The 19,768-nt window shown below is 69.6% G+C and carries 20 protein-coding genes and 1 pseudogene; 12 read left to right on the forward strand and 9 right to left on the reverse strand.

The genetic code is table 11. The features are described 5' to 3' along the window. Positions 1-189, reverse strand: a 189-nt coding sequence (locus R6V09_RS06425) for a MarR family transcriptional regulator (protein WP_317880352.1), incomplete at its 3' end; no start/stop codon positions are given. A gap of 140 nt (positions 190-329) precedes the next feature. Between R6V09_RS06425 and R6V09_RS06430 the strand changes: the two genes are divergently transcribed. The 4 genes from R6V09_RS06430 (at position 330) to R6V09_RS06445 (ending at position 4,947) form a co-directional block, all read left to right on the forward strand. Then, positions 330-1,616 carry an MFS transporter gene (locus tag R6V09_RS06430; protein ID WP_317880353.1) on the forward strand — a complete coding sequence of 429 codons (1,287 nt, stop codon included), beginning with the start codon at positions 330-332 and terminating at the stop codon, positions 1,614-1,616. Between the two features lie 63 nt (positions 1,617-1,679). Next, positions 1,680-3,152: a carboxylesterase/lipase family protein gene (locus tag R6V09_RS06435; protein ID WP_317880354.1), complete on the forward strand. Its 1,473-nt coding sequence runs from the start codon at positions 1,680-1,682 to the stop codon at positions 3,150-3,152. A 111-nt stretch (positions 3,153-3,263) separates the two neighbouring features. After that, entirely contained in the window at positions 3,264-3,875 is a 612-nt protein-coding gene (locus tag R6V09_RS06440; protein WP_317880355.1) for a hypothetical protein, read from the forward strand. 253 nt (positions 3,876-4,128) lie between these two features. Further along, positions 4,129-4,947: an SAM-dependent methyltransferase gene (locus tag R6V09_RS06445; RefSeq protein WP_317880387.1), complete on the forward strand. Its 819-nt coding sequence runs from the start codon at positions 4,129-4,131 to the stop codon at positions 4,945-4,947. Positions 4,948-5,034: 87 nt separating this feature from the next. On the opposite strand, the gene R6V09_RS06450 is transcribed toward R6V09_RS06445, so the two are convergent. The 4 genes and pseudogenes from R6V09_RS06450 to R6V09_RS06465 form a co-directional block, all read right to left on the reverse strand. Then, positions 5,035-5,574 (reverse strand): AAA family ATPase, encoded by a 540-nt coding sequence (locus R6V09_RS06450; protein WP_317880356.1) that lies wholly within the window; start codon positions 5,572-5,574, stop codon positions 5,035-5,037. Between the two features lie 192 nt (positions 5,575-5,766). Continuing rightward, positions 5,767-6,209, reverse strand: a pseudogene (locus tag R6V09_RS06455) (helix-turn-helix domain-containing protein); the annotation flags it as partial. Between the two features lie 123 nt (positions 6,210-6,332). Next, entirely contained in the window at positions 6,333-7,253 is a 921-nt protein-coding gene (locus tag R6V09_RS06460) for a helix-turn-helix domain-containing protein (protein WP_317880357.1), read from the reverse strand. Positions 7,254-7,351: 98 nt separating this feature from the next. Continuing rightward, entirely contained in the window at positions 7,352-7,582 is a 231-nt protein-coding gene (locus R6V09_RS06465; RefSeq protein ID WP_317880358.1) for a DUF397 domain-containing protein, read from the reverse strand. Positions 7,583-7,783: 201 nt separating this feature from the next. Between R6V09_RS06465 and R6V09_RS06470 the strand changes: the two genes are divergently transcribed. Beyond that, positions 7,784-8,362, forward strand: a complete 579-nt coding sequence (locus R6V09_RS06470) for an ATP-binding protein (RefSeq protein ID WP_317880359.1) — start codon at positions 7,784-7,786, stop codon at positions 8,360-8,362. 120 nt (positions 8,363-8,482) lie between these two features. Here the strand turns inward: R6V09_RS06470 and R6V09_RS06475 are convergent, their stop codons facing one another. After that, positions 8,483-9,016 (reverse strand): hypothetical protein, encoded by a 534-nt coding sequence (locus tag R6V09_RS06475; protein ID WP_317880360.1) that lies wholly within the window; start codon positions 9,014-9,016, stop codon positions 8,483-8,485. 162 nt (positions 9,017-9,178) lie between these two features. Here R6V09_RS06475 and R6V09_RS06480 point away from each other — a divergent pair, with 162 nt between their 5' ends. Together R6V09_RS06480 and R6V09_RS06485 are read left to right on the forward strand one after the other, a co-directional pair. Continuing rightward, positions 9,179-9,757 carry a hypothetical protein gene (locus tag R6V09_RS06480; RefSeq protein WP_317880361.1) on the forward strand — a complete coding sequence of 193 codons (579 nt, stop codon included), beginning with the start codon at positions 9,179-9,181 and terminating at the stop codon, positions 9,755-9,757. 145 nt (positions 9,758-9,902) lie between these two features. Beyond that, positions 9,903-10,820 carry an expansin EXLX1 family cellulose-binding protein gene (locus R6V09_RS06485; RefSeq protein WP_317880362.1) on the forward strand — a complete coding sequence of 306 codons (918 nt, stop codon included), beginning with the start codon at positions 9,903-9,905 and terminating at the stop codon, positions 10,818-10,820. A gap of 4 nt (positions 10,821-10,824) precedes the next feature. Here R6V09_RS06485 and R6V09_RS06490 read toward each other — a convergent pair whose 3' ends face one another. Further along, entirely contained in the window at positions 10,825-11,709 is an 885-nt protein-coding gene (locus R6V09_RS06490) for a helix-turn-helix transcriptional regulator (protein ID WP_317880363.1), read from the reverse strand. An 87-nt stretch (positions 11,710-11,796) separates the two neighbouring features. Between R6V09_RS06490 and R6V09_RS06495 the strand changes: the two genes are divergently transcribed. Then, positions 11,797-12,495, forward strand: a complete 699-nt coding sequence (locus R6V09_RS06495) for an SDR family NAD(P)-dependent oxidoreductase (RefSeq protein ID WP_317880364.1) — start codon at positions 11,797-11,799, stop codon at positions 12,493-12,495. Between the two features lie 157 nt (positions 12,496-12,652). Continuing rightward, entirely contained in the window at positions 12,653-14,431 is a 1,779-nt protein-coding gene (locus R6V09_RS06500) for an FAD-binding dehydrogenase (RefSeq protein ID WP_317880365.1), read from the forward strand. A 62-nt stretch (positions 14,432-14,493) separates the two neighbouring features. On the opposite strand, the gene R6V09_RS06505 is transcribed toward R6V09_RS06500, so the two are convergent. Together R6V09_RS06505 and R6V09_RS06510 are read right to left on the reverse strand one after the other, a co-directional pair. Beyond that, on the reverse strand, positions 14,494-15,150 hold the full coding sequence (locus R6V09_RS06505; RefSeq protein ID WP_317880366.1) for a maleylpyruvate isomerase N-terminal domain-containing protein: 657 nt from the start codon (positions 15,148-15,150) through the stop codon (positions 14,494-14,496). 32 nt (positions 15,151-15,182) lie between these two features. Further along, positions 15,183-15,908: a TetR/AcrR family transcriptional regulator gene (locus R6V09_RS06510; protein WP_317880367.1), complete on the reverse strand. Its 726-nt coding sequence runs from the start codon at positions 15,906-15,908 to the stop codon at positions 15,183-15,185. Between the two features lie 184 nt (positions 15,909-16,092). Between R6V09_RS06510 and R6V09_RS06515 the strand changes: the two genes are divergently transcribed. Genes R6V09_RS06515 through R6V09_RS06525 form a run of 3 tightly spaced genes read left to right on the forward strand, consistent with a single transcriptional unit; the run spans position 16,093 to position 19,759 of the window. Continuing rightward, positions 16,093-18,318 (forward strand): MMPL family transporter, encoded by a 2,226-nt coding sequence (locus R6V09_RS06515; RefSeq protein ID WP_317880368.1) that lies wholly within the window; start codon positions 16,093-16,095, stop codon positions 18,316-18,318. 47 nt (positions 18,319-18,365) lie between these two features. Next, the gene (locus tag R6V09_RS06520) at positions 18,366-18,830 is read left to right on the forward strand and encodes a MarR family winged helix-turn-helix transcriptional regulator (RefSeq protein ID WP_317880369.1); all 465 of its coding nucleotides are present in this window, start codon (positions 18,366-18,368) and stop codon (positions 18,828-18,830) included. After that, positions 18,827-19,759: an NADP-dependent oxidoreductase gene (locus tag R6V09_RS06525; RefSeq protein WP_317880370.1), complete on the forward strand. Its 933-nt coding sequence runs from the start codon at positions 18,827-18,829 to the stop codon at positions 19,757-19,759. The genes R6V09_RS06520 and R6V09_RS06525 overlap by 4 nt, the downstream gene beginning before the upstream one ends. The last annotated feature ends 9 nt before the right edge of the window (positions 19,760-19,768 follow it).

The raw sequence follows: 19,768 nt of genomic DNA on the forward strand, positions 1-19,768 counted from the left end.
CACCGATCCCGCCTCGCGGACCAGGCCGCGGTCGATGAGTTCCGCGACGAGCGCGGTGACGGACGCGTGCACCAACCCGGTCCCGGCGGCGACCTCGGTACGGGCGCAGGGGCCGTGGGCGTCGAGGTAGCGCAGCACCAGCGCCAGGTTGCGGCGTCGTACGTCGGCCGAGTCGGCGGGGGCGTTCACACCGATGATTGTGCCCCTGGCTGGATGTGATCCGGTCATGGTGGCCAAGATATATTTTTTCGAGTCTTGAAAAAAATAAATGGGCGAGGCCATACTCCCGACACCGGCAACGAAGCCGGTCCGTCCCCGTGGAGGCGTCCTTGTCCGCTTCGACCTCTTCCGCCCCCGCCACTCCCCGAACGGACGACACCCTGGGCCGCTCCCAGGTCAACGTCCTGATGTGGTCGATGGGTGCGGGATTCGCCGCTCTCTACACCGCCTACGCCGGCCTCGTCGTCGTTCTGCTTCCCACCCAGATCCAGAACCTCGACGCCGCCGCGAAGGAATCGAACCTCGCCCTGGTCACGATGACCTCGTCCATCGTCACCCTCTTCGCCCAGCCGATCATCGGCGCCGTCTCCGACCGCACCCGAGGCCGCCTCGGCCGCCGCACCCCCTGGATGCTGTTCGGCGCCGTCGGCGCGGTCCTCACCCTGCTGGCCATCTCCCACGCCACCACCCTGCTCTGGCTCACCCTGCTGTGGGTCGCCGTCCAGGTACTGCTGAACGTGGTCCAGGCCCCGCTCACCGCCGTCATGGCCGACCGCGTGGCCCCGCGCCGGTTCGGCATCGTCTCCGCCTTCGTCGGCCTCGGCTCCAACCTCGGCGCCACACTCGGCGTGATCCTCGCCGCCCGCTACGCCGGACGCCTCGGCCTCGGCTACGGCGTCATCGCAGCCGTCGTCCTGGTGACGGTGCTCGCCTTCGTCCTCCTCAACCGCGACCGCACCCGCCCCGAGCCCCCGGAGCCCTTCTCCTGGCGGGAGTTCCTCACCGGCTTCTGGGTCTCCCCACGCCAACACCCCGACTTCGCCTGGGCGTTCGTGGCCCGCATGACCTTCATCCTCGGCTACTGGGGAGTCGCCACCTACCAGCGCTACGCCCTCCAGGACTACGTCGGCCTGGACGCCGACGCCGTGGACAGCGCCCAGCAGCTGATGTCCGTGCTCGCCCTCGTCGGGACCCTCGCCGGTGCCGTCCCGGCCGCGAAGATCTCCGACCGCACCGGCCGCCGCAAGATCTTCGTGATCGGCGCGTCGGTCCTGCTCGCCCTCTCCATGGCCATCCCGCTGGCCAGCCCCACCCTGCCCGCGATGTACGCCTACGCACTGATCAGCGGCATGGGATTCGGTACGTACATGTCGCTGGACATGGCCCTGATGACCGAGGTCCTGCCCAAGGGCTCGGCGGCCGGCAAGGACCTCGGCATCCTCAACATCGCCACCAACATCCCCCAGGCCCTCGGCCCGATCATCGCCTCCGTACTCATCACCTCCTTCGCCGCGGGCTCCGACAAACTGCCGGGCTACCGCGTCCTGTTCGCCTTTGCCATGGCGGTCGTACTGATCAGCGCGCTCGCCATCCGGCCGATCAAGAGCGTCAAGTAGCGGGCCAGGCGCGAGACTTCGAACATCGCCCGTAACCTCCCACCTCCACAAGGAAGTTGCTCCGTGCCCCAGTCCGTGACCGCTGCCACGTCCCAGGGACCCGTCCTCGGGACGTGGCGGCACACCACCGCCCGCTTCCTCGGCATCCCCTACGCCAAGCCCCCGGTCGGCGACCTCCGCTTCGCCGCCCCCGTCCCGCCCGAGCCGTGGACCGCACCACTCGACGCCACCCGGTACGGGCCCACCGCGCAACGCCGCCCCTTCGTCCTCGACGGCCCCACCACCATCCCCGAACCCTCCATACCGGGCGACGGCGTCCTGAACCTCAACGTCTTCACCCCCGACCCGCACCCGGGCGCGGGCCTGCCGGTCCTGGTCTGGATCCACGGCGGCGGCTACATCGCCGGATCCGCCGCCAGCCCCTGGTACGACGGCTCGGCCTTCGCCCGCGACGGAATCGTCCTCGTGTCGATCGGCTACCGGCTCGGCATCGAGGGCTTCCTCCACCTCGACGACGCCCCCGACAACCGTGGCGTCCTCGACTGGATCGCCGCACTGACCTGGGTACGCGACAACATCGACGCGTTCGGCGGCGACCCCGCGAAGGTCACGGTCGCCGGTCAGTCGGCCGGCGGCGGCGCCGCGCAGACCCTGATGGCCACGCCCGCCGCACACGGACTCTTCCGCGCCGCGATCTCCCAGTCCGGCGCCATCAGATCCCCTCAGCACCGACGCGACGCACTCGCCGACTCGGTCCGCCTGACCGAACGCACCGGCGTCCCCGCCCTCGCCTCCGCGCTCCGCGATCTGACCGCCGACGAACTCCTCGCGCTCCAGGACGCCTTGGCCACTCCCGAGGCCGGACTGACGCTCGCGCCCTTCGCCGACGGGGAGTTGATCCCCATCCCCGTGCCCGAGGCCTTCGCCGACGGCAGTGCCGCCTCGGTCCAGCTGCTGCTCGGGTTCACGCAGCGGGAGTTCAATCCGCCGGTCGGGACCAGTCCGGCAGAGGCAGAGGCAGAGGCAGAGGCGCCGGGTCCGGCAACCGCACCGGCCGAGGGCGTACGAGCCGTGCTGGCCGGCCACGGCTTGGCCCCGGAGGCCGTGACCGCCTACGCCACCCTCCACAACGACGAGGACCCGGCGCAACGTGTGGGCCAGGCCCTGACCGACGCCATTTTCCGGGGCCCGTCACTCGCCCTCGCCGAGGCCCGCGCACACCACGAACTCCCCACCTGGCTCTACCACTTCACCTATGGGAGCGCCGCCCACTGCGTCGAGATCCCCTTCGCCTTCGACCTCCTCGACGCCGAACGCGTCACGGCCGCGACGGGCCCGCATCCGCCCCAGTCCCTCGCCGACGCGATGCACGGCGCCTGGGCCGCCTTCGTCCGTGACCTCGACCCGGGCCCCGAGTGGCCCCGCTACACCAACAAGCGCCGCACCACGATGACTTGGGATGCCAACCCGCACACACTGGACGACCCGCTGAGCGCCGAGCGCCGCATCTGGACCGCGTCGCCGACCACTCCATGAACCGGGAGGCCCTCCGCCGCCGAGCCCACGATGTAACTGTCGACCAACGGCGGAGGTCCACTTCGGCGGAGAGACCGCGCCTATGCTGCTGCGGGGCGACGGGAGGCACGTATGCGCAGGTCCGGCATCAGGGCGCTGGCCGGAGGGACGTTGGGTGTGCTCCTGACGCTTACGGCGGTGGCATGTGCGTCCGGGGATGCGGTGACGGCGAAGGCGCCATCGAGGACCGCCGGGACCGCCTCAGCCGCACCGGAATCCACGGTCTACGCCTCCAAGTTGCAGAAGAGCGACCTCCCTTGGAGCGGCAGTCCAAGCCCGTACAACGCCGAGGTGAAACTCGGTGACGGCCGCCGGGTTGCCCTGCACTACCGCCGGGGCAAAGGGCTCGTCGAGCAGCACTACAGCCCCCGGGCGAAGGCATGGACCCAACCGACGGTCATCTACCGCACCGGGACCGACGCATGCCAGGGCATCCAGCTGCGCACCAAGAACGGAACCGTCGCGGCGATCGCCGACTTCGGCTCCTACTGCTACGACGGCGAGCCACCGACCGAGTCCATCGCGGCCGTCGGCACCGGCGGCCTGACCGAGTGGAGCGTCAACGTCACGAAGAACTTCGACGGTTGGGAACGGGCCTCCGTCTCCGACGACGGGCAACGGGTCGTCTTCGGAAGGGACACCACGCTCCTCTGGAGTCGGGCCGACGGGTTCGAGCGTCAGTGAGACGACTGCGCAATCTCAACAGTGGCAAGTGCCCTGCCGTCCCGAAGTCCAGCATGTCGCCGCGGCTGAGGCCCGGGGAGGGCTGGCGCGGGATCGCAGGTCCGAGCTCCGGGCAACCCGCGCGAGGCCGATGGCATGGCTGAGGGCCGGCACAGTTCTCCATGCTGGACGGGGCTGGTGTCGCCAACTGCCGTATACCTAGGATGTATTGTCTGCCGGGCCAGTCTTGGCGCGGCTCGGAGCTGGGGGAATGATGCAGCCTGACAAGCAGGTGTCGACGAAGATCGATGCCGAGGTTCCGACGGCCGCGCGGATGTACGACTATTACCTGGGCGGCAGGGACAACTACGCGTCCGACCGGGCGGCCTGCGAGGAGCTGGACAAGGTCGTACCCAGCACGCGTGCCCTGGCGGTGAACAACCGGCGCTTCCTGCAGCGGGTGGTAGGGACGCTGGCCACCGACTACGGCATCAGGCAGTTCCTGGATCACGGTTCAGGTCTGCCCACCCAGGACAACGTGCACCAAGTCGCGCAGCGGATCGACCCCTCCAGCCGCGTCGTCTATGTCGACAGCGACCCGATGGTCCTGGTGCACGGCCGGGCCCTGTTGGACCAGAACGAGCGTACGGCCGTCATCCAGGCCGACCTGCGGGACACCGACGGGATCTTCTCCCACCCGGACACTCAGCGCCTGATCGACTTCTCGCAGCCGGTGGCTCTGCTGTTCAACTCGGTCTTCCACTGCATCCCGGACAGTGACACCGATGGCCCGCCGGCCGTGGTGCGCCGTGTCGCCGAACAACTGGTCCCCGGCAGCTGCATGGTGATGTGCCAGCTGGTCAGCGAGGATCCCGAGGTCCGTGACTTCGTGACCAACTTCATGGATCAGGCGACACAGGGGCACTGGGGCCGCGTACGCCAGGAGAAGGACGTCGCGGCGTGGTTCGAGGGCCTGGACATCCTCGATCCGGGGCTGGTGGAGGTGTCCACCTGGCGGCCGGACAGCGAGGTGGCTCCCCGTCAGGCCACGCAGGAGTGGATCGAGTTCGGCGGAGTGGGCCGCATCCGCTAGTGCTCTGGCCAGATAGGTTCGCCGGGGCGGGGCGGGGCCATGGCGGTTGCGCTGCCGATGAGCAATGCGGTGAAGTGCGACTTCTGCTTATCGGGTGGATTTGGTCAGCCCCTGAACTGCGTCGATGACGCTGCCCACCACCTCGGTGACCGGTTTGGACGCGTCGATGATCGTCGCGCCACGGCCTTCGTGGATCGCTCGCATCCGAGGGTTCCACTTCAGGGCCGCTGCGAGCTCTTCGGGATGTTGCCCGAATGCGTTCGTGGTGCGGGTCGCGAGCCGGTGGCGGAGGGTGTCCTCGTCGATCACCAGGCACACGGTGAGGTCGAAAAGATCGCGGACGTCTGCCTCGTTCTCCGCCGACCCGCACAAGAACGCGATTCGGGAACGAGACTCCTCGGCGAGGGTCTCCACGCGCTCACGGACGATGGCCCACCCGTATCGGTCGAGCCAGCCCTGAGGAACCGGATACGGAGTATCCACCACAACCTCGCCCTTGGCCCGGTCGATCCAGCGACTGAACCCGTCCTCGTCGGCGTCGAGCGCAACGTAGCCACGCGCTCGCAGCACCTCGCAGACCGTGGACTTACCAGTCCCTGAATTGCCCGTCACCCACACCAATGTCACGCCGCCAGCGTAGACATGACCACCCCGGGACAGCGCTGTGACCGCGCAGGTTCGCCGGGTTGCGGTCAGGCCGCGGCTTGGAGAGGGTGTCCGCCCAGCGGATGCCCTTCTCACTTCGGATGCGGGCGCGCTCCACGAAGGCCGTGGCGCGGATCGACTTCAACGCGGCCGGCGTGTTCACGGCTCCCTTCTGGTGACGCCGCGGCGGGCGAGCAGGCACCGTAACGCCTCACGGCCTATGCGGATCACCCGCCCGTGCACTTTGCGCAGGTAGGCGACGAGTTTGCGCAGTGACCAGCGGGTGAAAGGCCGGCCGAGCTTGGTCGGGCGGGTGGTGGCCGTCGGGACGACGAAGTCCTCGTCGTCGGGGCTGAGTTGGCGGGGACGGCCTCCCGCCCACCGAGGGTCCAGACAGGCCGGCCGGCCTCGTGGAGGCGGTGGATCACATTGCGCACGGTGTCCTCGTCGGCCTGGACCAGCTGGGCGATCACGGGCACCCGGTTCCCGCCGGCCGAGGCCAGCGGCATCATCGCCCGCCGGTGGCGCACCGAGCTGGTGTTGCCCCGGCACACGATCTGCCGCAGCTTCCGCCCCTCCTGGCCGGTCAGTCCGCGCACACGGACAGGCTCGGCCACCGCGCCTCCAAGCGGTCAGATCAGACGTCGCTACACATCCAACCGCCATGACCACCAACCCGGCGAACCCCCGCGGTCAGGGCAATGGAGAGGGCCGCACCCCCCATCGGTGCGCTTGCCGGGTTACGGAGCGGGGTAGCGCTGTTCCATGGTGTCGCGCAGCCGCACCAGGGACTCGCGCGGGTTGAGTGCCTCGTCGCCCAGCCGGTCCAGGGCCAGCCGGTACTCCTCGGTCTCGTCGCGGTCTTCCAGGAAGGCGGCGCTCTTGATGTGCTCCAGGTACACGACGTCGGGCAGGTCGAGGCCGCCGAAGCGCAGGTAGGTGACGGGGATGGCGGGCGCGGAGGCGTTCGTCACGTCCAGGGGCACGATTTGCACGGTCACATGGGGGAGTTGCGCCATGTCGACGAGGTGCTGGAGCTGCTCGCGCATCACCTCGCGACCGCCCAGGACGCGCAGCAGGACGGACTCGTCGATGATCGCCCACAGTTGCGGGGCATCCGCACGATCCAGCAGTTCCCGGCGGCGCGTGCGCAGCTCGATGCGGCGCTGTACCTCGCGGGTCGGCGCCGTGGGCAGACCGCGTTCCACGACCGCCCGGGTGTAGGCCGCGGTCTGCAACAGGCCCGGAACGTACTGGATTTCGAAGGTGCGGATAGTCGTGGCCGCTTCCTGCAGGCCGACCAGCCGATCGAACCACTCGGGCATCAGACGCTTGTCGTAGCGCTGCCACCATCCCGGCTCACCGGCGCGCCGCAGCAGTTGCAGGAGTACCTGCGCCTCGTGCTCGTCGGTCTTGTACAGCTCCAGCAGTGCGCGGACGTCGGCCTCCGCGGGCGGTCGCCGGCCCTTGCCCGACTCGATACGCGACAGCTTCGGCGCACTGAAGCCCACTGAACGCGCCGCCTGGTCCTGGGAGAGGCCGAAGTCTTCGCGGATACCCGCCAACTGGACACCGACCAGCATCTTCAGCAAGGTCGGAGCGGGCTCGGTCCGGTTCAGATACGTTTCGAGATGCGAGATACGAGGTGACTCGGCGGACATCCTGACTCCCCGTAGACCGGCAGACGACAGACCGCAGTATCGCACCTCGGCCTCTCCCGCTGCAGGCGTCCAGCCAAGTGGGGACGACCGGTTCCGCTTCACAGCAGGTGGTCGAACTCGCCGTCCTTCGCGCCGGCCACGAAGGCGGCGATCTCGGCCGGCGTGTAGACGAGGGCCGGGCCGTCGGGGTCGCGGGAGTTGCGCAGCGCGACACCCCCCTCGCGCAGTACGGCCACCTCAACGCAGTTGCCTTCGGCAGTGCTGCGCCGGCTCTTGATCCAGCGGGCGCCCAGCGAGCTCGCCCGCACTCCGTTCGGAACTGATGGCACAGCACTCTCCTTGCTCACGTTCCGCCACGCCTGCGAGCTCCCCATCTACTGGATCGGACCGCAGTGCGTGCCGCGCGCTCCCACCTCGTGCGTGTAATTCCCCGTGAAATTGCACGGAAGCGCTCTCGGTTGTGGATAATAGCCCGTGGCGTCAACCGGCGTGTTGGAGCCCACAAGTTGACGTCCCATCAGGGAGATGTCGTGTCGTTACCTGCGCATCAGGCGCCCCGGCTACCCGGCACGGCTGCGCCGTCGCCAGACCGGACCACACCGCGCGAAACCCTCAGACACACAGCCCTCCCCGGCGCCCGTCGCCCTGGAGGTCTCACCCGCCAACAGCCGTCGCCCGGCACATCAAGAACCGCCGTACTGCGCCTCACCTGCACCACGCAGGGATGCGCCCGGGCCCGCGACTTCACCCGTCGCACGCTCGGCAACTGGGCGCTGGACCACTGCAGCGCCGACGCCGTCGCCGTCGTCGCCGAGCTGGCTGCCAACGCAGTCGTCCACGCCACAGCGCACACCCCGGACGGCGAAGCCGAGGCATGGCTGAAACTGACCCAGCGACCGAACCACCTGATGTGCGCCGTCACCGACGCAAGCGACAGCGCACCCGTCTACCCGCACACAAGCGATCCCCTGGACGAGCACGGCCGCGGCCTGCGCATCATCGACGCTCTGTCCGAACACTGGGGCTGGACCTGGCGCTACGGAATGGGCAAGACCGTTCCTGTGGGCAAGACTGTCTGGGCCATGCTGCCTACCAGGCCTCGCATCTAGCTTGAACGGCAGTTGTACGCCGAAGGTTGGGTCGTCCCCGGGGTCTGCCGCAGGTTTGGGTGACAGGCTGACCGTCGGCCCGCTGGGCGTTCTGCAGCGGGGAGCGAAGTACGTCCTGCATCACGAGGCAGTCCTCCAGCGCGGGGCATCGACGTCGGGCTGATCGGGGCTGGCGAAGTGGAAGGGCACCCCGAACCGCTCGGCCAGGGCACGACCGACCGTCTCCGCTTCTTGTGCCTCGGGCCATGGCGGGACAGCGCCGTTGAACAGCCGCAGGTCACCGCCGTGCCGGATGGTGGCGAGCCGGTACTCGGCAACCGGGGCGTCCGTGAGCGCCATCAGGTCCACGCACCAGCCGTCGGTGTCACCGTCCCACAGCGCCTCGACGGCCACCGTCCGGCCGGGCAACGCCCCGACCTGCTCCGTGAGCGTCGTCAGGTCCAGGGGCGGGGTCGGACGGCGCTCGAACCGCCGGCCCAACTCCCGGTAGCGCTCCGCCACCACATCCAGCGTTTCGTACAGCCCCGGCCTGTCTTCGGCGCGGAACGCCTCACGCACCCGGGCGACTGCCGCGAGCCGGTGGTCCCGCTGGATCAGACCGTCCACGGCGGAACGCTCGGCGGCCGACAGCTCGGCCCATATCGGGGAGTCCATGACCGTATTCAAGTCGTACAGTCCACGCGCCCCCAATTCGGGTCGCCGGGACCGAACATGAACGGCGAAGAGCGGCGGTGGTCCCGCCGTACGCTGTTCCGCCGCTCGGCTCAGCCGATAACAGCTGGCCCGCGCCCCGTCCCGTGCCCAAGAATTCTCGGCGTGACAGAAACAGAACTCATCGACGACGAGACACCGGACGGGCTGTTGGGCTGGTGTCTGGTGGCCAACGTCGCGCGGGAGACCGCGCACGGCGAGAGCGGCCTCGACATCCAGCGCGGCACTCGGCACTTCCCCGTAGGGGCCTTGCTGTGGATCCCTCCCGTCCCCTGGGACCATGGCCACGGCCGCTGGCCCGCCGTGGGCCGGCACCGAGGGAACGGCCGCAGATACGTCAACATGGTCGTACGCTCGCAGGACTTGGAGAACTTCCGCGTCAAAGGTGTCTACAGCGAGGGCCTCGTCCGCAGCCTCAACGGCGTCCGGCACGACCCGGCCGCCCCGCGGACCCTGCAGAACCCGTGGTCCCGTGAGCGGGCCCAGTACTGGGCGGACAGCTGTAACCAACCCCGGGAGACCGTCCGTATCGACGGTCGCTCCCACCCGAGGATCACCGTCCCCAACCCGCCGCCGGCCGAGCTGGTGGTCGGCGGTGAGATCCTCCACCTCGCTCACTACGGCACCAGGGGACCCCACTACAGCCGCACACCTCCTCCCGCGGAATGGACTCCCGAGCCCTGAGCGCCCCACCGCCACCAGTCACCCGACCCGACACCCTCCCCCAACTGCCCATCCGCAGAAAGGGCTTGCCGCCGTCACCCCGAGGCTGGCACGATCGCCTCCTCCATCACTCCGGGCAACGGAGGGTGGCCGTCGAGGAGGTCCGGTGTCCAAGCGGTGGCTGTTTCTGTCGGCGGCCGCGGTACTCATCGTCGTCTCCCTGGCCCTGGTGCTGCTGCCCGGTGACAAGAACGACGAGGACGTGAAGACCGAGGCGGGACACGCCGCCACCGCATCCGTGGCGAACTCCCCCTCCGCAACCGGTACTTCGACCGCTTCCGCCTCTCCATCCGCGCTCGCGACCGGCGCATCCAAGAAACCGTCCGCGACACAGTCGGCCCGCCCGACCGCCACCTCGGTCACCCCGTCGGCCACGAAGGCCCGCCAACAGGCTGCCGACACCGCCTCGTTGGCGGGACGCATCCGGCCCGGTGTCACCTACCGGGGAGTCGCCACCTTCTACGACGCGGACGGCGGCGGCGCCTGCCTGTACGACCCCGGCGACGACGTCATGACCGGCGCGATGAACACCACCGACTACGAGTCGTCCAAGGCATGCGGGGCGTACGTGCTCGTCCACGCGGCCGGCGGCGCCACCGTCACGGTCCGCATCACCAACGAATGCCCGGGGGAGTGCGCACCCGGGCAGATCGACCTCAGCGCGCAGGCCTTCGCCAAACTCGCCAACCCTTCGGCCGGCCGGATCCCGATCACCTGGAACCTGGTGAGCCCCAGCACGTCCGACACGATCTCGATCCGCTACAAGACCGGTTCCAGCCGCTACTGGTGCGGTATCCAGGCGATCGGCCACCGCAATCCGCTGGCCCGCCTGGAGGTCCTCGCGGGCGGCACCTGGCGTCAGCTGCAGCGCGCCAGTTACAACTACTTCCTCTCCGAGAGCGGCAGCGGCTGCGGCGGCGCGATCAGACTCACCGACATCTACGGTGAGCAACTCACCGTTCCCGCACTCGCGGTACGCCCCGACGTCGTACAACCCACACGGCTTCAGTTCGCCAAGCACTGACCCGTCAGAACGCGGGCGTGGGAGCGCTGCCGGTGTGGGCGGCCATGGCCTGCCGTAGCCTCACCTCGTCCGAACTGCCGGTCGCTGCCGTCAAGATGACGATCTTCAGGTCCGAGTCGCCGTCCGTCAGGACATCGCAGTCCACGTCCACGGGTCCGACCACGGGATGCCGCACCGTCTTGCGGTCCTCGCGGTGTGCGGCCACCGTGCCGCTCGCCCACAGTCGGGCGAACGTCGCGTTGCCCGCGGCGAGTTGGCGGATCAGGTCGGCCAGGCGGGCGTCGTGCGGGAAGCGGCCGGTGGCGCGGCGCAGGTCGGACACGACGGCCAGGTCCGAACTGTCGCTATCGCCCACCAGGACCGGCCACGAGGAGAGGCGTACGTCGTCGCCGGATCCGACCGGGAAGCGCTCGCGGGCGAAGTTGCGGAGTTCGGGAGGCTTGGCCGACGGGTCGCCGAGCAGCGCGGCCCACCCGGGGTTCCACCAGATCAGCTGCCAGTCGGCCGCGAACACGGCGACCGCGACCTCGCCGAGCCGGTTCAGCACGCGGTGCACACCCGGCGGGAGGTGGTCGGGGATCGGCCCATGGTTCGGCGGGACCAGCCCCGCCATGCGGTAGAGGTGTTCCCGCTCGGTGTCGCTCAACCGCAGTGCACGCGCGAGGGAGTTGACGACCTGTGCCGAAGGCGCCGTGGACCGCCCCTGCTCCAGGCGCACCACATAGTCGACCGACACACCGGCGCGCTCGGCGAGTTCCTCACGGCGCAGGCCGCTCGCCCGCCGGGACCGGCCGGACGGCAGCCCCACCTCCGACGGCGACAGCCGCTCCCGCCAGGCGCGGATCGTCGCGCCCAGCCCGAGGCCCTCGTTCACTGCCATGCCCTCCATCCTGCCCCAACTCCCTGTCCTGGTAATACCGTTCCTACGGTCGTGGCGTCCCTGGCACAGCACGGGCGCGGCGCGGACGATCGAGGCATGACCATCACGTTCATCACCGGAGCCAACAAGGGTCTCGGCCATGAGACCGCCCGTCGTCTCCTCGCCCTCGGCCACACCGTGATCGTCGGGGCCCGCGACGAGGAGAGGGGCGCCGCTGCCGCCACCGAACTGGGTGCGCGGTTCGTCCGTATCGACGTCACCGACGACGCCTCCGTCGCCGCCGCGGCCGCCGATGTCGCCGTACACGAAGGCGTACTCGACGTTCTGATCAACAACGCCGGAGTGCACGGCCCGCACGGGGATCCCGCCGGCCTGACGGGTGCCGACGCGCTCGGCGTCTTCGACGTCAACGTCTTCGGCGTGGTCCGCACGACCACCGCCTTCCTCCCGCTGCTGCGCCGCTCGGCCGACCCGGTCGTCATCAACGTCAGCAGCGGCATGGGATCCCTCGCCATCACCCACGACCCGTCGCGGATCGAGTCCTCCGTCGTCGCGCCGCTCTACACCGCCTCCAAGGCGGCCCTCACCATGCTGACCACCCAATACGCCAAGGCCCTCAAGGACGTTCGGGTCAACGCCGCCGATCCCGGCTACACGGCGACCGACCTCAACGGCCACAGCGGCCCGCAGACCGTCACCGAGGGAACCGACGCGATCGTCCGGCTTGCCACCGAGGGACCGGGCGCGGGCTCGGGCCGCCTCATCGACCGCGACGGCCCGCTCGCCTGGTCCTGACCCCGACTCGGCCGGCCTTGGATCCGCTGTCCGCAACACTGCCGACACAGCTTGGTTTCCTTAGGTGCTACCGGCGGTAACAACTGAGGTGTCGCGGCGCGCTCCACGTGTCGGACACCCCTCCCGCACCTCCCGTATCTCATTCGGAAGGCACCTCATGGAGAACTCGACGTCCCCCACGGCGATCAGCAGACGAAGAGCCCTGACGGTGGCCGGCGTCGCCGCCGGCGCTGCCCTCGCGGCGCACGCGGTACCGGCGTTCGCGGCCGGCACCTCGGACGCCGACGCCATCGTCGTCGGCCACGGCCTCGCCGGACTGGTTGCGACCGCCGAACTCGTCGGCGCAGGCAAGAAAGTGCTCCTCCTCGACCAGGAACCTGAGTCCAACCTGGGCGGCCAGGCGTTCTGGTCCTTCGGTGGGCTGTTCCTGGTCGACTCCGACGAGCAGCGGCTCATGGGCATCAAGGACTCCCAGGAGCTGGCCTGGCAGGACTGGTTGGGCACGGCCGGCTTCGACCGCGGTATCGACGACCCGACCGGCCAGGACTACTGGGCCCACAAGTGGGCCGAGGCGTATGTGGACTTCGCGGCGGGCGAGAAGCGGTCCTGGCTGTACGGCCTGGGGATCCGCTGGTTCCCGATCGTCGGCTGGGCCGAGCGCGGCGGCGGCCTCGCCGACGGACACGGCAACTCGGTGCCCCGCTTCCACGTCACCTGGGGCACCGGCCCGGCAGTGGTCGAGCCGTTCGAGAAGCAGGTGCGGGCCGGCGTCGCCAGCGGCAAGGTGACCTTCAAGTTCCGGCACCGCGTCGACGAGATCGTACGCACCAACGGCGTCGTGACCGGCGTACGCGGCGCGATCCTCGAACCCAGCACCGCCCAGCGCGGCAAGGCCACCTCCCGCACCGTGGTGGGCGACTTCGACCTCAAGGCCCCGGTCGTGATCGTCACTTCGGGCGGCATAGGCGCCAACCACGATCTCGTACGACAGAACTGGCCGGCCCGGCTCGGCACCCCGCCCAAGAACATGATCACCGGTGTGCCGGCCTACGTGGACGGCCGGATGCTGGGGATCACCTCGGCGGCGGGCGGCCGTATCGTCAACCCCGACCGGATGTGGCACTACACCGAGGGCCTCAGGAACTACGACCCGATCTGGCCCAACCACGGCATCCGTATCCTCCCGGGCCCGTCCTCGATGTGGTTCGACGCCAAGGGCAAACGGTTCTCCGCGCCCGACATGCCGGGCTACGACACCCTCCACACCCTGGGCTCGATCACCGCCAGCGGCTACGACTACTCCTGGTTCGTCACCACGAGCAAGATCATCGCGAAGGAGTTCGCGCTCTCCGGGTCCGAACAGAACCCGGACCTCACCAACAAGGACATCCTGATGCTGCTCTCGCGCATCTGGCAGACGCCGGAGCCGATCGAGAAGTTCAGGAAGAACGGTGTCGACTTCATCACCGCCACCAGCCTCTCCGAACTGGTCCTCGGCATGAACAAACTCACCGGCGACGGTCTGATCCAACTGGCCGATCTCCAACGGCAGATCGAGGCCCGGGACCGGGAGATCGACAACGCGTACTCGAAGGACGCCCAGGTGATGGGCATCCGCAACGCCCTTTCCTATCCCGGGGATTCACTCAGCCGCACCGCCGCGATCCACAAGATCCTGGACCCGAGCGCCGGACCGCTGATCGCGGTCCGCCTCAACATCCTCACCCGCAAGACCCTCGGCGGTCTGCAGACCGACCTCTCGGGCCGTGTCCTGGATGCCACCGGTACGCCGATTCCCGGTCTGTACGCGGCCGGTGAGGTGTCGGGCTTCGGCGGCGGGGGAGTGCACGGCTACCGCTCGATGGAGGGCACCTTCCTCGGCGGCTGTCTGTTCTCCGGCCGCCAGGCGGGCCGCGCGGCGGCGGCAGCGATCTGAGTGATACGACCGCTCGCCACATGTCGGCAACTCGGGTGCGCCCGGCCCGAGTTGCCGAGAGATCACCCGAGAAAGAGTGGCAACTCCGCTGCCAGTGAGCCGAGTTGTTGCGTCTCCGCGTCCGTCGGCGTACGCCGCCCGGTGCCGACGAGCAGCGCGTCCCGGTCGGAGAACGACGCGGGGAACACGGCCCCGGCGATCCTCTCCAGCAACTTGCGGGCCCCGGCGAGCGCTTCGGCGGGCGGCCCCGCCACGTCCGGGAGGTGTGCGACAAGGTCGAGATGGTGCAGCGTCCACTCCAGGACGTACGCGGAGAGGTAGTCGCCCGCGGTGAGCACCTGGTCCTGCGTGCTCACCCGCAGGCCGGGGTCGGCGAGTCGGGCGGCGCGCCCGGCGGCGGAACCGACGTCGTCCAGATGGAATTTGAGCAGCCAGGGCTCCTCGTACGCGGCGGCCAGCCGGACGATCAGCGCGTCGAGCGGGTCGTCACCGGCGGGCGCCGCCCGGCTCACGGCCCAGTAGGTCACCGCATCGCGGGTCACTTCCGTGTCGGCCGGTGTCACGAGGGTGATCAGCACGTCCTGGGCGTCGATGACCAGATGGCAGACCAGGTCCCGCACCAACCACCCGGCACACCCCGAAGGCCGCGTGAAATCAGCGTCCTTGAGGTCGGCGACCGCCGCGAGCAGAGCGGTCCAGGAGCGTGCGAAGAGATCCACCTCGGCAAGCTACGGCGCCCGGGCGGACCGTGTCACGTGATCCTGCGGTGGATGTCCGCCAGCAGGCTCCGCATCGCCATGCGGAAGATCTCCTCCTGGTGACCGCCGAGGAAGTCGGTGTGCCCGAACACCTCCAGCGCGACCAGGCCGTGCAGATGTCCCCATGCGCTCATCAGGAGGGCGGTCGCGGGCGACGGCAGATGTCCCTGGCCGTAGTGCGGAAGTTCTTCCAGATAGGACCGCAGTGACGGCGAGAGGTCGGGGATGTCGGCGGCGGCGAGCTGTTCCGGGGTGAACCCCTCGAACAGCTCGCGCTCGAAGATCTGGCTCATCCGTCGCGTGGCCCGGGTGGTCGGACCGTCGGCCGGTGCCGCGTAGTCCCGCAGCGGTGTGCCGTAGAGGAGTTGGAAGTGCTCGGGGTGGGCGATGCCCCACTGTCGGTAGCCCTCGGCCGCCCTCACCAGGCGGGGCAGGTCCGGGTCGTCGGCCGGGGTCTCGACGGCGGCCTGCACGGCGTCGGCCAGGTCGTCGTACGCCTTGGTGACGAGCACCGTGATGAGGGCGTCCCGGCTCGGGAAGTAGTGGTAGAGCGCCTGCACCGTCATGCCGAGGCTGCGGGCCACCGCGCGCAGGGACAGGGCCGCGGGGCCGTGTTCGGTGAGATGGCGCTCGGCGGCGTCCACGATCTCCTGGGTGGCCGCGGCCCTGCGCCGCTGCCGCAGGGAGGGGAGGGCGGTCGTGGCTTCGTCGACGGGCATGCGCTCACCGTACGACCGCAACTCGCGCCGGGGAACGTGAAGTTGCAAGGTGTGAGGAAAATCTAACACTGCCAAATCTTCTTGCTCCTCACTAGCGTCGGGCACGGCGACGAAGAGTGCTCCATTGGCCGACTCCGGCTGTTTCGCGCCTCTTTCGACGTATGGACAGCAAAGGAGAACGGGCGTGTTTGAACGCATAGCCGAACTGGTGATCCGCCGGTCGCGGCTGGTACTCGTAGTCGCCGTCGTGGCAGTGGCCCTCATGGGGGTCCTGGGCGCGGGCGCGTTCGGCAAGTTGCTGGGAGGCGGCTACGACGACCCGTCCTCCGCGTCCTCGCGGGCCGCGAAGGTCATCGACGAGAAGTTCGGCGGGGAGACGAACCTGGTCCTGCTGGTCGATGCCGGTGAGGGGCGCGTCGACGCGCCGGCGGCGCAACAGAGCGGCCGGGCCCTGGTGGCCGACCTCAAGAAGGAACAACACCTTGAGAACGTGATCTCGTTCTGGGACACGGCCAGCCCCGACCTCCGCTCCAAGGACGGCCGCGAAGCCGTGGTGCTCGCCCACGTGAAGGGCAACGACACCCAGCGGGACAAGAACGCGAAGAGCGTCATCGACGCCTACGCCGGACCGTACAAGGACTCCCTCACCATCAGGGCGGGCGGCGGTGCCGCCGTGACCAGCGAGATGGGCACCCAGTCGGCCAAGGACCTCGTCCTGGCCGAGTCCATCGCCGTACCCCTCACTCTCGTACTGCTCCTGCTCGTCTTCGGCAGCGCGGTCGCGGCCCTGCTGCCGCTGGCGATCGGAACCATCGCCATCGCGGGCACCTTCGCGGAGCTGTTCGTCCTCGGCAGCGTCACCGACGTCTCCGTCTTCGCGGTCAACCTGACCACGGCACTGGGCCTCGGCCTCGGCATCGACTACGCGCTGCTGATGGTCAGCCGGTTCCGGGAACAGCTCGCGACCGGGGCGAGCGTGGACGACGCCGTACGGCGGACCGTGAGCACCGCGGGCCGTACCGTCGCGTTCTCCGCCGCGACCGTCGCGGCGGCGCTCGCGGCCCTGTTGGTGTTCCCGCAGTACTTCCTGCGCTCCTTCGGCTACGCCGGGGTAGGTGTCGTCGTCATCGCGGCCGTCAGCACCCTGTTCGTCATGCCGGCCCTGTTCGTCGTCCTCGGCCACCGGGTCAACGGCGGACGGCTCCCGTGGGCGAACCGTGGCCGCTCCGACACCCGGGCACCCCTGTGGGGACGGCTGGCCCGCACCGTCATGCGGCGGCCCGCGCTCACCGCGCTGCCCGTCCTCGCGGTCCTGCTGGTCGCCGCGAGCCCGCTGCTGGGCATCACCTTCGGCACCCCCGACGAACGCGTGCTGCCCGAGGACGCCGCGAGCCGGCAGGTCTCCGCCGTACTGCGGGAGAAGTTCAACGGCAGCGACGACTCGGCCCTGCACGTCGTCATCGACTCACCCGTGAGCAGGAGCTCGCTGGGGCTGTACGCGGCCCAGTTGTCCGGGCTCAAGGGCGTCGTCCGCGTCGAGAGCAGCACCGGCACCTACGCCGACGGGCAGCCGACCGCGACCGACCCGGGCAACACCGCCCTCGGCCGCCCCGACGCGCAGCAGATCAACGTGGTGAGCACCCTGACACCGAAGTCGGACGAGGCCCAGAGCCTGGTCCGGGAGGTGCGGGCGGCCGTCGTGCCCGTCGGGACACAGCCTCTGGTGGGCGGGGTCGACGCCGTACTGGTCGACTCCAAGCACTCCGTCGGCAGCCGGCTCCCGCTCGCCGTGGCCCTGGTCGCCCTCACCACCTTCCTCCTGCTCTTCCTGTTCACCGGAAGCGTCGTACAACCGCTGCGCGCGCTGCTCCTCAACATGATCAGCCTGGGCGCCACCCTCGGCGTCATGACCTGGATCTTCCAGGACGGCCATCTCTCGTCCCTGCTCGGTTTCACGGCACAGCCGATGGACGTCTCCATGACCGTGCTGATGTTCTGCATCGCCTTCGGTCTCTCGATGGACTACGAGGTCTTCGTCACCAGCCGGATCAAGGAACTCCACGACCAGGGCGAGGACAACGAGTCCGCGGTGACCAACGGTCTCGGACACACCGGGCGCATCGTCACCGCGGCGGCCTGTCTGCTCGCGGTGAGCTTCTTCGCCTTCGGGACGGCCGAGCTCAGCTTCATGCAGCTGTTCGGCCTGGGCAGCGGACTGGCCATCCTCATCGACGCCGTCGCCGTACGAGGCGTCCTCGTCCCCGCCGCGATGCGTCTGCTCGGCCGCTCGGCCTGGTACGCGCCCGGCTTCCTGCGGCGGTTCCACGCACGGTTCGGCCTCAGCGAAGGCGGTGCCGCTCCGGCAGCCGCACCCGATCCGATCGTGAGGGGCGCATCCGAAGTGCATTAGAGCTAAGATGATTAGAGCTAATGCATTCCGCCAGAAGGAGCCCGCCCGTGGACCTGCGGCAACTCTTCGACGACCTGGTGCGTTTCGAGACGGACCTGTGGAACGGGATCGACGCCCGGCTCCGCCAGGACTGCGGTGTGACCCTGGGCAGCCTGAACGTGATGCTCGTCGTCGAACGCGCGGGCTCCTGCCGGGTCAACGACATCGCCGCCGCCCTCTCCATCACGGTCGGCGGCGCGAGCCAGGCCGTCGACCGGCTGGAGAAACTGGGCCACTGCGCCCGACGGCCGCACCGCACCGACCGCCGCTCCTCGATCGTCGAACTGACGGCGGCCGGACAGGACTTGGTGAACGAGGCCGGCCCCGTCTTCGACCGGGAGCTCGCGACCTGGCTGGCCCGGCCGCTCCCGGACACGGCGCTCGGCCACCTCGCCAGCGCACTCGCCGTGCTCCGCGCCGCCGACCCACACGCCCCGGACGGGCCAACACCCCTGACGAAGGAGACCAGATGAGCCCCGCGCAAGCACGAGCAGTGCGCTTCGACCAGTACGGCGACCGCGACGTCCTGCACGTCACCGAGGTGCCGATGCCCAGCCCCGCCGCGGGAGAAGTCCTCGTCGAGGTCCGGGCGGCCGGCATCAACCCCGGTGAGGCGGCCATCCGTTCGGGCGTGATGCACGAGCGGTTCCCCGCGACCTTCCCGTCCGGCCAGGGCAGCGACCTCGCCGGAATCGTCACCGCCCTCGGCGACGGCGTCACCGACTTCGGCCTCGGCGACGAGGTCCTCGGCTTCTCCTGGCAGCGCTCCAGCCACGCCACCCACGTCGTCGTACCGGTGACGCAGCTGATCCCCAAGCCGGACGCCCTGAGCTGGGAAGTGGCCGGCTCCCTCTACGTCGTCGGCTGCACCGCCTGGGCCGCCGTCGACGCGGTGGCCCCCAAGCCCGGCGAGACCGTCGCCGTCTCGGCCGCCGCCGGCGGAGTGGGCACCGTCACGGTCCAACTCCTCGCCGTACATGGCGCGCACGTCCTCGGCATCGCCTCACCCGCCAACGCCGACTGGCTCACCGCCCACGGCGCGACCCCGGTCCCGTACGGTGACGGACTCGCCGATGCGCTCACCGCGGCGGCACCCGACGGGATCGACGCCTTCATCGACCTGTTCGGACCCGACTACGTCCAACTCGCCGTCGATCTGGGCATCCCCAGGCACCGGATCGAGACGATCATCTCGTTCCAGAAGGCGCAGGAGCTCGGCACCAGGAGCGCGGGCAGCGAAGGCGCCTCCACCCGAGAGGTCCTCACCGAAATGGCCGACCACGTCGCCTCCGGCCGTATCGAGATCCCCGTCGCCGCCACCTATCCGCTCGACCGCGTCCGCGACGCGTACGCCGAACTCGAACAGCGCCACACGCGCGGCAAGATCGTCCTCATCCCCTGAACTACCCCT

The sequence above is a fragment of the Streptomyces sp. W16 genome, from assembly GCF_033194735.1.
Classification (GTDB): Bacteria; Actinomycetota; Actinomycetes; order Streptomycetales; family Streptomycetaceae; genus Streptomyces.